Origin of the sequence: Paenibacillus solanacearum (assembly GCF_910593845.1) — a bacterium.
GTDB classification, from domain to species: Bacteria; Bacillota; Bacilli; order Paenibacillales; family NBRC-103111; genus Paenibacillus_G; species Paenibacillus_G solanacearum.
Window position 1 is genome coordinate 483,011 of sequence record NZ_CAJVAS010000001.1, and the last position, 15,218, is coordinate 498,228.

Consider the following 15,218-nt stretch of genomic DNA (forward strand, 5'->3'; position numbering starts at 1 on the left):
ATGCTGTGAACCAGTATGCTTGTATATAAAAAGTTAAAAGTTAGGGGTTGTTACATTGAAAAAGCATATGACAAGCGCCGCTGCGATCATCATGCTGGGTTCGCTTCTTGCGGGCTGCACCCAGAAGGATCCGGCAGGGGCCGCGCAGGAAACGAAGCAGGAGAAATTCGAGCCCGTCACGCTGAAGATGTATCAGACGCAAGGGTATTGGACCGAGGAAGACTTCAAGGCGTTGATCCTCGATCCTGTTCAGAAAAAATACCCGCACATTAACATCGAGTTTCTCCCGAAGGTATCGGTTGAGAAAGCGATTGCGGCAGGCGAAGACATCGACCTCGTAGCCGTTTGGAACGGGCTGATGCCGCAGTATGACGACTTGGGCCTTTTCGAGGATATTACACCGCTGCTTCAGAAAACGAAGTTCGACTTGTCCCGCTTTGATCAAGGGGCGATCGACAGTGTCAAGCAGTCTACGAAGAAAGGTCTTCTCTACGGCTTGCCTAACTGGGTTCAGCTTTATGCGCTGTATTACAATAAGGACATTTTCGACCGGTTCGGGATTCCTTATCCGAAAGACGGGATGACGTGGGAGGAAACGATCGATCTTGCCAAGAAGGTCACGCGGCTGGATAGCGGCACGCAGTACATCGGTCTCGATCCCGATTATTTAACCCGAATGTTGACACCGCTTTCACTTGGCATTATCGACGGACGAAACGAAAAAACGGATGTCAATAGCGAGCCGTACAAAATGGTATTCGAGACGGCCAAGAAAATATACGAAATCGAGGGCAACACGCCGAAGGAAGGGATTATGTCGGGAAGCGTGACCGATCGATTCGTCAAAAACAAAAACGTCGCGATGCTGACCACCGTCAACCTGTTCGACAAGCTCATCGAGGATCCGAACCTGAATTGGGACGTGGCGCAATATCCAAGCTACAAGAGCAAGCCGAACTTATACGGCGCCTACGATATTACCATTACGACGATCTCCAAAGTCAGCAAGCATAAAGAAGATGCGGCAAGAGTGCTGGAGGTCATGTTCTCCGACGAAGTGCAGCTGATGGGAGCAAGAGCCGGCAAGCTCTCGGTCATGAAGGACCCGAAATTCCAAAACGAGTTCTTGAAAGGGAACGATGCGTTCAAGGACAAAAAAATTGCGAGTGTTTTCAAAAGCAAGCCTGCCCCTCCAGCACCGCCGTATTCCAATTATTATGCGAAGTCGAGAAGCACGCTCGTAAGCAAGTTTAAGGAATATGCTCAGGGCAAAAAAGACGTCAATACGGCGCTGAGGGAAGCGGAGGAATGGATCACGCAGTACATCGGCAGCGGCATGCCGTGACCAAACGGTTAAGACGGGAGACGTACCCGGCGGTTTTATGGCTGCCGGGTATGTCTCTTTGTTGCGGCAACAGAGCTACCACAACGCTGCTCGGAAGAAACGATATATGGATATTTATGTAAAATATACTTGACGATACAGGCTCACATCGTATAGGCTTGTCGAAAGATGAGGTGAACCCGATGACGAATAAACGCTCAAGCCATCGCAAAGAAGATACAGCGCCGGTCAATAAATCCGCACTATTGGTATCGATATTTATGGCAACGGCGCTGGTGGGATGCGGCGAAGCATCGCCCAAGCCCCAGCTAACGCAGGTCAACCCGACCTCGCAGTCAGCCGTGAAGGCCCAGCCATCCGATTCAAGTGAAACGGCCTTGGCGCCGGAAACCCCGCCGTACGGCGGAACGGAGAGGGATTACTGCCAGGACGCGAATAACGACGGAACCTGCGATGATTCAGGAGAAAGCTACGATAAGCAGTACGCATATACGGAGGAAGGACATACCTACTACGGCCGGAGCGCTTCGGTCTCTGCCGGGATCCTGGCAGCGGGAGCGCTTGCTGGCGCAGCATTGGGGGCCGCAGCCATGACGGCAGGCAAACCCGCGCCGCCGGTTGTGCCGAGCAGCCCGCCGGCCGTTTCCCAGCCCTACAAGGGGCCGGGAGCAGCGCCCCAGAACGAGAAGACGCCCGCCGGCGGTACTTCTGCGCCGACGACCTCCGCGCGGTCCGGCTCGTTCAATACCGGCTCGACGGGAAGTCAGCCGCCTTCAAGCGGCATATCGAGCGGGACTTCCGCCTCGAAGGGTGGTATTGGCAGCTCGTCCAGTTCGTCCGGCTCGAGCAGTTGACGAGAAGCAACAGATCATACGCTTTCGCTAAGTAAATGGAATGGGATCGCTGCCTGACGCGCAGCCGATCCTTTTTTTTATTTGCAGCAATGGCCGCAGCGTTGCAACTTGCCCGCGATGTGCCTCGTCTACATATTTGAAATATTTTACATAGACCGCCCGTTCTGAAAATAAAATATATTGCTGCGTTCCCAGCGCGGGGAGCATCAGACAGAAATCGTCGAAGGAGCAGGTTCCCATGAAGCCGGTAATTCACATAGACGAACAACGAAAGCAAGAATTGAACAAAAAGCGCTGGTTTGCGTTTCGAATAAATTTGTTCTTCTTCTTTACGTTTCTCATGTTTTCTGTTCTGATCGTGCGGCTGGCCATGCTGCAATTCGTTGAAGGGGCAAATCTGAAGGAAGAGGAGGCCAAGGTGAACAAGGCCGGCACACCGATACCGCCTATACGCGGGAATATTTACGACCGCCAAAGTGCGCCGCTGGCCTACACGATATCGACCCAGTCGCTTTATTTTCGCATCGAGCAGAATCAGCCGAAGGATCAAGTGGTAGAGCTCGCGCACAAGCTGGAAGACTTATTCGCGCAGTATGGAAGGCCAGGGACTAATCCGATGAAGGCGGCCGATATTATCAAGGCGATGGACGTCGGTTACGATCTGGAGAAGAACAAAACCGCCAAACAACCAAGCTACAACGCCGTCCCGAGGCGGATCAAGTCGGATTTGTCCGAGCAGGAAATGGCGGTGCTTTACGAGCATCGGGATGAGCTGAAGTGGCTCGAGATTACGGAGGAGAGCATTCGCGCTTACGAGAAAGAAACGACGCCGGCGGTCCAACTGATCGGCTATATGCGGCCGTTCTCGCAAGCGAGGGAGCCGAAGAACGGGCTGCCGTTCTATCGCGACAAAAAGGCCGAAGGGTACCTGGACACGGAGGATGTCGGATACGACGGCATCGAGCTGATGTACCAGGAGGAGCTGCGCGGCAAAAACGGCTACAAGACGTATCCGGTCAACGCGCTGCAAAAAATCGTAGGCAAGGTGGAAATCACGAAGCCGATCAAGGGGAACAATCTGTTCCTTACTATCGATAAAAACGTTCAGCTGCTGACGGAGCAGGCGATTATGGATCATCTTGCCTGGCTCCACGGTCCCGAGGGGCGCAATTACCCGGCAAACAAGGGACGGAACGCGGTAACGGGCTACGCCGTTGCCATCGAGGTGGAAACAGGCAAGGTGGTGGCGATGGCAAGCATGCCCGATTACGATCCGAACGTCTGGTTCGGCGGCATTTCGCAGGACGACTACAACCGGATTCAGCCGTTCATTAATAACGGGACGATTACGACCGCCTATCCCGATTATCCGCAAGCGGAAATATCGCGCCATCCGACGTCGATCGTCTATATCGGTTCGACGATCAAGCCGTTATCTGTCCTTATCGGGTTGAATGAAGGGTTGTTCGGCGTGAATTCGTACTACCGCGATGTCGGCGTATTCTATTATGGGAAAGACAATTCCAAGCTGTCCAACTCGGACGGGACCGCGTTCGGATCGATTAACCCGACGCAGGCGATCCGCGTCTCGTCGAATACGTTTATGTCCGCGATGGTCGGCATTCCGATGTTCCAGAAATATTTGAAGGCGGCGCCGGACAAATGGAAGGAATATTTGGGCCAGTTCGGGCTAGGGGTGAAGACCGGGAGCAATCTGCCGCGGGAGTACGAGGGATTAAGCGAATTTCAAAGCAATACGAAGGAAACCGAGCAATCGCGCATGGTGTTCGCGTCCTGGGGGCAGAACGAGAAGTATACGACGATGCAGCTTGCCCAATATGTGACGACGCTGGCGACCCGAGGGAAGCGGCTGCGGCCGATCTTCATCGATCGAATCGAGACGTACGACGGGGAGCTGGTGCAATCGTTCGATCAGCCCGACGTCTTGAATGAAGTCGATTTCTCGAAGCAGCATTGGGATGCGGTTATTAACGGGATGGAGAGCAGCGTGCAGGGCTTTGCCAACTTTCCTTATCAACTGGTCAGGAAAACGGGAACCTCCACGCAAAAAGTCGGCGGCGGCAAGGAAGTGGACAACGCCGTGTTTATCGGGTTCGCCCCAAAGCAGAAGCCGAAGCTCGCGGTCGCCGTCGTCGTGCCGGAGGGCGGCTTCGGGTCCTTCGGCGCCGCGCCGATCGCGCGCAAAATATTCGACGCCTACGACCAATATTACGGGCTTGACGATAACGGGCCTAAGGGCGGCGCTGCGCCGTAACACGGCTCCCTTCGCGGAACCTGACGTGAAGGAGAGTGCAATGTTCACGGAAATGGAATAAAAAGGGTTTCCTTACAATGGCGTTCATGTTACACTGAGACCGTCTCAACGTAACCGGAGGTGGACATAACAATGGCTGATGACAAAGAGAATACGCTCTATGCAAAGTCTACACGATAACCGACGGCGGTTGTTTGTATAGAGCGAATCCTGAGACCGCCTGCATTCATTGAGGATGAACCGGTTGTTGCGAAGACTTTGCTGCCTTGAAATGAAATTTATTTTAAGGGGTAAAGGATTCATGAAATATGTGAGCGCAGACATTTTGCCGGAGGCCTTGCTGAAGGAAGTGCAGCAATATATTCACGGCGCCATGATGTATGTACCCAAGCCAGAAGGAACGCGCCGAAAAGGCTGGGGAGAAGCATCGGGCAGCAGAGCGCATATCGCGCAAAGAAACAATGACATTCGTGCTGGATTTTCACAGGGCGTATCGATCGCGGCGCTCTCGGAGCGCTATTATCTGTCATCCGACAGCATTAAGAAAATTGTGTATTCCAAACGGAAATAGCTTGTCTCTCAAGTCACATGGGATTTTGATGCCATGTGGCTTTTTCGTGCAAAAAACGGTTATAACGTATTTACGGCATATCATCCGTCGGTTCGGATGGTTAAAATAAACTTCAAGGAAAGGTTGTTCAACAATTTCAACAATACATGAACAGGATAGAAAGAGAGGAATCTGGGATGACAAGACCCGCATTAAGCTATACGATCTGGTTCTCGCAGCGTACGGGGAGCACCTTGCTCAATTACGCGCTCGCTTCGACGGGAGTGGCAGGCAACCCCTCCGAATGGCTTCATTTCCAGCACAAAGACCCCGCTGCTTTCACACGCGGAGATTTGGAGAACATCTGGCGGCACGGTACGACGCCAAACGGCGTATTCGGGCTGAAAATCGGCTTTGAACAACGATGGATCGATACCTTTCGAGCCATGTTCGAACTGCCGCCGGAAGCTTCGCGCGCGGAGGTATGGAGCACGGCCTTTCCCCACTGCTCCAAGCATATTTATATGACGCGCCGGAACAAAGTCCGTCTGGCCGTCTCGTGGTGGCGCGCCATCGTTACCGGCGAGTGGCATCGAAAATTCGGGGAGAAGCCGCAGGCGCAGGACATTGCGGATAAGTACAATGAGGAAGCGATCAAGCATTTGCTTATTCAAAGCATGATGTGCGAAGCGGCGATCGAGGATTTCTTGTCGGAGTCCGGCATTGTTCCGCTGACCATTGTATATGAAGATTTTATTCAAGATTACGAAGGTACGGTGATGAACGTGCTGCAATATTTGGGCATTCCGTCGGATGGCGTGACCGTAGCTCCCCCGGCGCTGGATCGACTGGCGGACGAGGTGGCGGAGGCATGGGTGCAGCGGTTCCGGGAAGAAAGCCAGCGCGGGTGGACGCATATCCGGTGGTAGCCTTGGATCGCGATGCGCTCGCGGGAGCCGTTCGTTCAAGCTCTTACCGCTGTGGCCCTGACCGTATATTGATTGTTTTGTAGGGTCAGGGTGGCATCGTAATAACCGCGGCTGCTTGGCTTGCATTTGTAATCGCCGGAACAGCCGCACACAAAAAATTTTGTTTTCGTAAATCCGCTATAAATATTCGTATACTTTTGGAAAAACTTATGCGCGTGGTGGGAGAAAATCGCCAATACATTATCTCTCGCCGCGGAAGGTATCGCATTGAAGAAGGTTTTGGTTTCCGCCATGCTGAGCACATGAGACGGATCGACGGAAGACGTAATGCCCTTTACGTTCAAAGGCCAATGAAAATCGATAATATAGTAGTGCTGGTTGTCGAGCGTATTCAAGATATCGATGCTTTTTTTACTGAATCGTCCGGGCGCATTATCGAGCCACACGTACTTTACTTTCCCCTGCGTCCCCGGAAAATTCATTTGTCCCGCGACGCTTCCCAAATATTTCTTGAATAATCCCCGAGTCGTCGTCTCCCAGTTTCCGATCGACGCTTTGTACGGTATTTTCTTCGCGCCTAATACGGAGTCTGCCGTATTTTTAAAGTCCACGTAGCGCCCTTGAGCGAATTTCCCATGATCGGTTCCCGCCTGCGCGTTGTCTCCTCCGAAAATAACAAAACGTTTATTCCCGCTGCTCACCACCTTCGGCAGTAAACTTTTAAAGATGGTGGAGCTATTCCCGTAACCGACATGACTGTCGCCCACAACTGCAAATGAAATGACCTGTTTCACCGATGCGCGGGTTCGTTTCATCTCATCACCCTTATCCTTTTTGGGAGTTTGCTTTAACATCTATATTCAATGCCTGATGCGTTGTATTGGATAAAACGGCATTATTTTTAAGTCTGCGATGTCATATCTTGCGGTCGTCCCCCGATTTTTTGCGTGGTTGCTGCCCGCCGTTTGGTTTATAATGGCGACATAAGTGCAGAAGAACGGGGGGGACCGGGTGGAAGTATATGAAGAAGTGGTCCGGAGCGCCCGGCAGTTGTTGACCCATCTGCCGGAGCCGGTATATGTCGAGGACTTGGACGGGCGGATGCTCTGGGGAAACCCGGCATTCGAGCAGATCGCGGAGCAATGGAGCCGTGTGCCGGCGGCCGAGCGGCGCGTACCCGTGATGTCTGGTGACGGTCATCCGGTTGCGTACACGGTCTACGCGGCGGCGGCTGCGGACGAGCGGGCGGCATGGTACCGCGTGATCGCGGAGAATACGTCCGATACGATCGTGCTGCTGGACGTTCAAGGGGTGGTCCGTTTCGTATCGCCGTCGTTCGAATCGATGATCGGTTATCGTATGGATCAATATGAAGGATTGGACGCATTCCATGTGATTCATCCGGAGGACCGGGAGTTCGTTCAATTGAGCTTCCGAAGCGTGATTGACACGCGGGAAGCAACGGAAACGAGCTACCGCGCCGTTCGCGCCGACGGGCATGTCATTTACCTGGAAAGCCGGGTTAAGCCGGTGCTGGGCCTTGATGGACAGGTTCTGTATGTCGTAGCCGTCGTCAGGGACGTATCGGAACGGAAGGAAGCCGAACGGCTGCTGGACAATATATTGGAAAATGTCAGCGCCGCGGTGTGGTCCACCGACCGGGATTTTACCCAATACCGATTCTGCTCCAAGAGCATGGAGAAGATCATGGGCATGTCGCGGGAGGTCATCATGAGGCATCCGATTCGGCTGCATGATCACATTCATCCGGACGATAACCTGGTCCTGATGGGCGAGGTGAAGAAGAAGCTTGACGACGGGCAGCCGGTAGACATCGCGGTCCGGCTCATCCATGTCGAAGGTGAAACGCGCTGGGGACGGCTGCTCATTCAGCCGTTCCTCAATCACTGCGGAGAGACGGAGCGGCTGGACGGGATCGCCCTGGACATTACGGAGCAGAAGCGGGCCGAGCTTGCTCTGGAAGAGAGCCGACAGCGCTACAAGTCGTTGTTCGAGAACAACCTGGACGGCGTCTTCTCGATGGAGCTGGACGGTTATTATGTCATTAACGCGAACCCGGCGTTCGAAGCGATCATGGGAATGGAGAAGGCCCGGCTCGCGAACCGCTGTTTCCTCGGCATGATCTTCGATGAGGATCACGCGGAAGTGTACGAAACGCTCCTCAGTGTGAAGCGGGAGGGCCGGCCACAGCATATCGAATGCCGCCTTGCGCAGGCGAAGGAGGGACAGAAGATCGTGAGCATTACGTTCGTACCGATCTTTCTCTCGAACCGGCTGAACGGCATTCACGGCATCGTGAAGGACATTACAAAGCGGAAGACGGAGGAGCGGGAACTGATCGAAAGCGAGAAACGGTACAAGGCGCTCCAGCAAAGCTTGAACCGGTTCTCCAACGATTTGGCCAATGTGTTGAAAGTCTCCGAGCTGGAGCAGCGGTTGATTGACGAAGTGAGCAGCGTGCTGCAGACAACCCGCGTGGCCATTGAAGAGGTGCCGAAGGGAGAAGAGCAGGAGCGCTTGTCGCCGGGAGATACCTGGATTCGTATCGGCGAGAAGCGGCATCCCGCTTACTTGAGGATCGGACTCGATCACGGACTGCTGCCGATCGAGCGGGAATGGCTGGAGACGGCGGTTCGATATGTCACGATATTGTATGACAATCTTCATCTGATTGAAGACTTGATGAAGCGAATGGAGGATCTGGTTGCCGCCAACGAAACACCGCGCTGGATGCTGCGATTGCTATTCAAGCTTTCCGAGAAAGAGCGGGCCACATTGTCCAGCGATCTGCATGATGCGGTACTGCAGGACCTGATTATTTGGTACCGCAAGCTGGAATCGCTGCGCTCCCTCGGTTCGTTCGATCCTGCCGCACACCAAGAGCTTAAGAGGATCGAGGAAGGGCTGTTGGATGCGATCCATCAAATTCGGATTACGTGCAATGAATTGCGTCCTCCATTTCTACTGAAGATGGGATTGATCCAATCGCTGAAAAGCTTATTCGAGTACACGCGCATGTTCGCGAATTACGAAATCGAATTTGTGTCGGAGACGCCTGCAGCGGATCTTACCGAGGAACAAATTTTGGGCATGTACCGGATTGTCCAGGAGCTGCTAAATAACGCGAACAAGCACTCCCAAGCGGACAAGGTGACGATCACGCTTGCCAATGCGGTGGACGGTCTTGCTTTCACGTATGCCGACAACGGCGTAGGTATGGAATGGGCGGAGCACCAGGATTCGTTCAGTCATATGGGGCTTGCCGGCATTGAGAAGCGGGTGCTCAGTCTGGACGGCAGGGTGGCCTTTCGTTCTGCACCGGGGCAAGGGTTTGGCGTTGACATCCGGTTTCCGGTGACATGTCCAATGACATAATGGAGAGGGAGACACTATGGAAATCTTATTGGTAGACGATCACCGGTCGGTCGTCGAAGGAACGAAAATGCTGATTGAATCCGAGCCGGATATGAACGTTACGGTGGAGACGGATGTCTACTGCGTACCCGATCTCGTTCGTCTGAAGACATTCGATGTCATCCTGCTCGATTTGTACATGCCGAACATGAACGGGGTCGATTTGACGCGCAAGCTGCTGAGCTACGTTCCGGACGCCGTGATCTTGATTTATTCCGGCTTCGAAATTGCCCCGCATTTCAACCTGTTGATGGAGTCAGGCGTGTCCGGGTTTATCGCCAAAACCTCCACGCGCGAGCAGCTCATCCAGGCTATCCGGTGCGCGTCGCGGAAGGAAGCGATTGTGCCGATGCAGCTGCTCAAGCAGCTTCGGCGGCAAGAAATCGTCGTACAGGGATCGCCGGGAGGCGAGGAGACGACCGTTACGACGGAAGAGGAGAAGCTGCTTCGGGAGCTGGTCAAAGGCAAGAGCAACAAGGACATTTCGAAGACGCTCATGATCAGCCAGCGGTCGCTGGAGTATGCCTTGACGGAGCTGTTCCGGAAGCTGCATGCGAGTTCGCGCGTCGAAGCGATCAAGAAGGCGAAGCAGCTGGGGATTATTCCGATGGAAGATTTGTATTCGTAACGTTTATAGGCAGCGCTAAGATCGATCGATAACCGGCCCGTTCCGTACGGGAGCCGGTTTTTTATTTCATCTTAATTGATATTGATTATCAATATCAATACAAGTATGATTAAAGCATGTGACTTATTAAAGGAATGGCTTATTAAGGAGTAAGTGGGAGCGGTGTACAATGAAAATCGACATTAACAAGCTCGCTGAGCATTTTGCGCATACTTCTTTTCGGATCGAACAGGTCAGCCGGTACGGGCATGATCCGGGAAGGCGCTGCGACGGCTATACCGAAGCTTTTCCCGGCTTTGTATTTCCGTTAAGGGGGAAGGCGGAGTTTGTATTCAACGGAACGCCATATACGCTGACGCCGGGAACAGTGGTTCATGGCGGAGCGAATATGAAATTGGACCGAACAGTCATCGGCAATACGAGGTGGGAGTACCTGCTTGTACACTATCGCATCTGCGCGCCTGAGCTGACGAGCTTTTCGCTGCTCAAAACGCATTTCCAGCTGTCTCCGGGCCAAAGCCCCCGTCTGACAGAGCTGCTTAAGCTGCTGTGGCGATTGTCCCGCCAGCCGGGAGGCGTTACGGCATTTCAGACCGAGACGATATTCCGCTGCGTGCTGGAGGAGCTGTTCGTCTGCGTCCGAAACCAGAGCAATGACGGGGAACAGACGTTATTTGAGCAAGTATCGAATTACATCCACGAGCATTATATGGACGCGCTGACCGTGCGTGCTCTAGCAGAGCAAAACGAGATCAATGAAAATCGGCTGTTTTATGTGTTTAAGAAGTACGCCGGGATGGGGCCGGGCAATTACTTGATGGCCTATCGCCTTAACCAGGCCAAGGACTGCTTGCTCGCTACCGACGCACCGATCGGCGAGGTGGCGGGCAGCGTCGGTTATGCCGACGCGTTATATTTCAGCCGTTTGTTTAAAAAACAGTTCGGCGTCTCCCCCGGCGAGTTCCGGAGTCATTTCAGGAATAATCCATATGGATTTCAGGATGGCTCCATTCACAGCTAAAATTCGTTTTGCTACACTGGCGATAGCCAAGATAGACGAGGCAAAACAAAGAGATTATCGGAGGAGTTCGCATGAAACGACTGATGGGACTAATCATCTCCATTGCACTTTTGGCAGTTATGCTGGCTGGATGCGCCGGAGCGCCCAAGACTGGAAACTCCGGGGAACCGAATCCTGCATCGCCTGTAACAGGGGCCTCCGCGTCCGGAACAAACGGGCAGGAGGCGAAACAATGGCCGAGAACTTATGTAGATGCGCTGGGCCGCAAGGTTGTGTTGGAGAAGAAGCCGGAGCGGGTTGCCCTGCTGTTTTTCCGTAATTTCGAGCATCTGTTCCTGCTTGGCGAATCCCCTGTGGCCGCCACGGATCTCAATGTGCTTAGCGAATGGGAATCTTTGGCGCCGTATAAGAACAATCCGATTGCCGATCTCGGTTCGATTGCCAGTCCCAACCTGGAGAAATTGCTGGGGGTTAACCCGGATTTAATTATTGCGGTCGCAAGCCGGTACGAGAGCTACGGCGGGAAGCTGGATCAAATCGCTCCTGTCATTACCGTCGACAGCAACGAGAACAACTGGCAAGGCGCGCTGCGGGAATACGGCAAAATGTTAGGAAAAGAAAAGAAGGCCGAAGATGAAATTGCGCGGATCGAAGCGTTCGTCGCCAAATCAAGAGATCAGCTGAAGGCGTACAGCGACAAATCGTTCGGCGTTACGATGCTGGGAGATAAACAATATTGGGCGTTTACCACCCAATTCGTGTTCAGCAAGGACAGCGGTCTTGGTCTCAATCCGCCGAAACATTATGTCAACATGTCCACCAAAGGAGAGCAGACTTCACTGGAGGGACTGGCGTCGATGAATCCCGATTACATGTTCGTCGCTGACCTGGGAGGATCATCCCAGAAATTAAATACATATCTGAAAAATTTGGAGAGCGATCCGGTATGGAATTCTCTTCAAGCGATCAAGAACAAGCGGATGTATCCTTTAGACAGTTCGATTGCAGCCGGAGGACCGCTGGGAATCGAGCTGGGGGTCAAAACCATTGTTAAACATGTGTTATCTCAATAAGGATACAAAACCAACGTTCATTGCAAAGGAGCGATTCGGATGATAGCGCACGAGGATTTATACGACGTTACGATCATTGGCGGAGGACCTGCCGGTCTGTTCGCAGCTTTTTACAGCGGTTTGCGGGAAATGAAAACAAAGCTGATCGAATATCAGCCGGTATTGGGCGGAAAGGTCCATGTGTATCCGGAAAAAATGATTTGGGACGTGGGCGGCCTTACGCCTACACTTGGCGAAAAATTAATTGAACAAATGGTTGAACAAGGGTTGACCTTTAATCCGACCGTCGCATTGAATCAGAAGGTGGAGGCGATTGAACGCGATGAATCCGGCTGCTACGTCCTGCGGACTGCGTCGGGAGAGCGGCATTATACGAAAACGGTCATCGTAGCGATCGGAGGAGGCATACTGGAGCCTCAACGAATTGACCTCGAAGGCGCTGAGAAGTTCGAGGTGGCGAATTTACATTACGTCGTCAAGTCGCTTATGCGGTTCAAGGATAAAACAGTGATCATTTCCGGCGGAGGAAATTCAGCAGTGGATTGGGCCAACGAACTCGAGCCTATCGCGCGTCAAGTGTATTTGACATATCGCAAGGACGCGCTGTTGGGACACGAGGCTCAGGTGAGACAACTGCTGAACAGCTCCGTGAAATGTTTCTTTAACACCACCATCACGAAGCTGATCGCCCATTCGAATCACGAGAAGATTGAAAGAGTCGAGCTGACCAACCATCTAACGGGCGAGGTGGATGAACTGCCAATTGACGAAGTCATTATCAATCACGGTTACGAACGTGACCGGTCTTTATTGGATAATAGCCGAGTGAAGCTTGAGCTGATCGACGGGCATTACATTGACGGCCAATCCGCCAGCGGCACGTCCGTGCCGGGCATTTACGCAGCGGAGGATATTCTGAAATACGATAAGAAATTGCACTTGATTGCAGGTGCTTTCCAAGATGCGGCGAATGCGGTGAACCAGGCGAAGCTATATTTGCAGCCCGAAGCGAATCAAATCGGAACCGTATCTTCGCATAACGATATTTTTAACAGCCGGAATCGCGAGTTAATTCATCAGATGCTGGTGAACAACCAGCTGTAATGGACCTATAAAGCCGGGTGATCCTGTACTGTACCACCTCGGACCTGAAAGCGGAGCAACGGATTAAGGCGTGATGCCTTAGTCCGTTGTTTTTTTACATATCAGCATCGGTAATCTTTTGCGCCGAACACCCGTTTTTTTGCGGGAGTCCCTTCATGGTTTGCGCGTTACGGCGTTTGCGGCGGTGGTACGATGACTTCAGGACGGGAGCTGCCGATTGCGCTCCCCGTGGTTCGCGGAGCCGTAAGCCCGCTGTAAATCAAGTTCGCGAGAGGATGAAGTATGGTGAGAAAATGGTTGTTCCGTTCTATCGTGTATGTATGCATTGTAGCGTTATTCGTCGGAGGGATTGGAGCGTACGGAGCGCTTCGTTCGAGGGCAAACTGGCTTTCCGTGCGAGATATGCCGGCGCCTTCCTTGCAGGCGGTAACGAAGCCTGAATATGATCCGAAGAAGCCCACGATTGCCGTCGTGCTCGGCAATCCGCTTACCGAAGTGTTCGATTTTATGGTGCCTTATGAAATGTTCGCGATGACTGGAGCGTATAATGTTTTTGCTGTCGCACCCACCCCGGATGCAACATCATTGACCGGAGGACTGGATCTGGTGCCGCATTATTCTTTTGACGAGGTGGATGCGCTGCTGGGCCAAAGTCCGGACCTTATCGTCGTTCCCTATATGCCGATGAACGATGAAGCGAAGTACCGTCCGGTTCGGGCGTGGCTGCAAAAGCATGCCGAAACGGAATGGCTAAGCATCTGCTCCGGCTCGAGCAATGTGGCCGACGCCGGCTTGCTGAAAGGGAGATCGTCGACCATTCACTGGCGATTGCTCAATCAAGTTCAGAAAAAGTACCCCGACACAAAGTGGGTGACCGACCAACGGTATGTTCGAGACGGAAACATGACGGCATCGGCCGGACTCACCTCGGGCATCGACGCTGTCCTTCATGTCATTTCGCGTGATCTGGGCGAAGCCGCAGCCGGGAAAATCGCAGCGGAGATGAATTACCCTTCCTATCATTTCGTGAGTCATCCGAAGACGGATCCTTACGTGATCGACCGGACGGAGGCGATATTTTACTTGAACCTGGCGTATCAATTTTTCAAGAAAAAGGCAGGGGTGCTGCTGTACGACGGCATGGAGGAAAGTGCATTGACCTCCGTATTCGATACTTACGCGCCTCTGGGGACAACGCAGCTGTACACCGTTTCGAGCGAGAACCGGCCGATCGTAACGAAGCATCACCTGAACCTGATCGCGCGGTATCAAGCAACCAACGTTCCTGCCATCGACCGGCTATTCGTTACTGGTCATGAAGCGCAGGCTCTATCCTCCGAGGAGATGAAGCATTGGAATGAGAAGGCGGTCCATACGGCGAAGCCTGAATTCATTCATGGCGGAGCACCGGACGCATTTGTGTTTGATGCCGTGCTTGCAGATTTAGCCAAGCAGGAGGATGTTCTTACAGCCATCTGGGCGGCCAAGCGGCTCGAATACCGTGCCGATCATTTGAAGCTTGCAGGCCCGCCGTTCCCTGTAGAAGCGTTCGTCACTCCGATCGTGCTCGGGCTTGTCGGATTGCTGGCTATCGCCTATGCACACTGTAAGAGTATGCGGAGAAGTCTGAGGCGTTTCGATCCTCGTGAACGTACCGCAGGGAATTAGCCGTAGGTCATTTTGGATATGGTGTAAAAATAAGGGAGACGGCGTTCGCACGGGTTTTACCGGTTATGTAGCAAATGACTTGATATGGATATATATGGATTAATTTTGACTAAAAGTTCGTAATTGTTCGTCAAAATTCATGAAAAAGGCTCTTGATTTTTGCTAATAGAATGAGGATAATGTGTAGTAATTGTTACCGGTTACATTTCACATCATTGTAAAGACATAAGCATGGGCGGAGACGAAGAGATAGCCTAGGTGTCTAATGTACGCAAGACAAGTGCGCAGCTGCGTATTTGTCTTGTGACCAGATGAGCCTGGGCTTTTTGGCGTCCC

General features: G+C 52.7%; 12 protein-coding genes. 11 read left to right on the forward strand and 1 reads right to left on the reverse strand.

What is annotated here, in order from left to right; translation table 11 throughout:
* Nucleotides 1–55 precede the first annotated feature (55 nt).
* The 5 genes from KXG62_RS02020 to KXG62_RS02040 all read left to right on the forward strand — a co-directional run bounded on the left by KXG62_RS02020 (nt 56) and on the right by KXG62_RS02040 (nt 5,953).
* On the forward strand, nt 56–1,345 hold the full coding sequence (locus KXG62_RS02020; protein ID WP_218090220.1) for an ABC transporter substrate-binding protein: 1,290 nt from the start codon (nt 56–58) through the stop codon (nt 1,343–1,345).
* A gap of 182 nt (nt 1,346–1,527) precedes the next feature.
* On the forward strand, nt 1,528–2,199 hold the full coding sequence (locus KXG62_RS02025; protein WP_218090221.1) for a hypothetical protein: 672 nt from the start codon (nt 1,528–1,530) through the stop codon (nt 2,197–2,199).
* A gap of 238 nt (nt 2,200–2,437) precedes the next feature.
* Nucleotides 2,438–4,474, forward strand: coding sequence for a peptidoglycan D,D-transpeptidase FtsI family protein (locus KXG62_RS02030; protein WP_218090222.1), 2,037 nt, complete (start codon nt 2,438–2,440; stop codon nt 4,472–4,474).
* Nucleotides 4,475–4,775: 301 nt separating this feature from the next.
* On the forward strand, nt 4,776–5,045 hold the full coding sequence (locus tag KXG62_RS02035) for a CD3324 family protein (protein WP_218090223.1): 270 nt from the start codon (nt 4,776–4,778) through the stop codon (nt 5,043–5,045).
* Nucleotides 5,046–5,221: 176 nt separating this feature from the next.
* Nucleotides 5,222–5,953, forward strand: a complete 732-nt coding sequence (locus KXG62_RS02040; RefSeq protein WP_218090224.1) for a Stf0 family sulfotransferase — start codon at nt 5,222–5,224, stop codon at nt 5,951–5,953.
* A 35-nt stretch (nt 5,954–5,988) separates the two neighbouring features.
* Here the strand turns inward: KXG62_RS02040 and KXG62_RS02045 are convergent, their stop codons facing one another.
* Nucleotides 5,989–6,768, reverse strand: a complete 780-nt coding sequence (locus KXG62_RS02045) for a metallophosphoesterase (RefSeq protein WP_246627256.1) — start codon at nt 6,766–6,768, stop codon at nt 5,989–5,991.
* 196 nt (nt 6,769–6,964) lie between these two features.
* Between KXG62_RS02045 and KXG62_RS02050 the strand changes: the two genes are divergently transcribed.
* The 6 genes from KXG62_RS02050 to KXG62_RS02075 all read left to right on the forward strand — a co-directional run bounded on the left by KXG62_RS02050 (nt 6,965) and on the right by KXG62_RS02075 (nt 14,882).
* Nucleotides 6,965–9,349 (forward strand): sensor histidine kinase, encoded by a 2,385-nt coding sequence (locus tag KXG62_RS02050; protein ID WP_246627257.1) that lies wholly within the window; start codon nt 6,965–6,967, stop codon nt 9,347–9,349.
* A 16-nt stretch (nt 9,350–9,365) separates the two neighbouring features.
* Nucleotides 9,366–10,016, forward strand: a complete 651-nt coding sequence (locus KXG62_RS02055; protein WP_218090226.1) for a response regulator transcription factor — start codon at nt 9,366–9,368, stop codon at nt 10,014–10,016.
* A 169-nt stretch (nt 10,017–10,185) separates the two neighbouring features.
* On the forward strand, nt 10,186–11,037 hold the full coding sequence (locus KXG62_RS02060) for a helix-turn-helix transcriptional regulator (protein WP_218090227.1): 852 nt from the start codon (nt 10,186–10,188) through the stop codon (nt 11,035–11,037).
* A gap of 71 nt (nt 11,038–11,108) precedes the next feature.
* Nucleotides 11,109–12,110 (forward strand): ABC transporter substrate-binding protein, encoded by a 1,002-nt coding sequence (locus KXG62_RS02065; protein WP_218090228.1) that lies wholly within the window; start codon nt 11,109–11,111, stop codon nt 12,108–12,110.
* A 39-nt stretch (nt 12,111–12,149) separates the two neighbouring features.
* Nucleotides 12,150–13,214 (forward strand): NAD(P)/FAD-dependent oxidoreductase, encoded by a 1,065-nt coding sequence (locus tag KXG62_RS02070; RefSeq protein ID WP_425517319.1) that lies wholly within the window; start codon nt 12,150–12,152, stop codon nt 13,212–13,214.
* Between the two features lie 282 nt (nt 13,215–13,496).
* Nucleotides 13,497–14,882 carry a DJ-1/PfpI family protein gene (locus KXG62_RS02075; RefSeq protein ID WP_218090229.1) on the forward strand — a complete coding sequence of 462 codons (1,386 nt, stop codon included), beginning with the start codon at nt 13,497–13,499 and terminating at the stop codon, nt 14,880–14,882.
* The last annotated feature ends 336 nt before the right edge of the window (nt 14,883–15,218 follow it).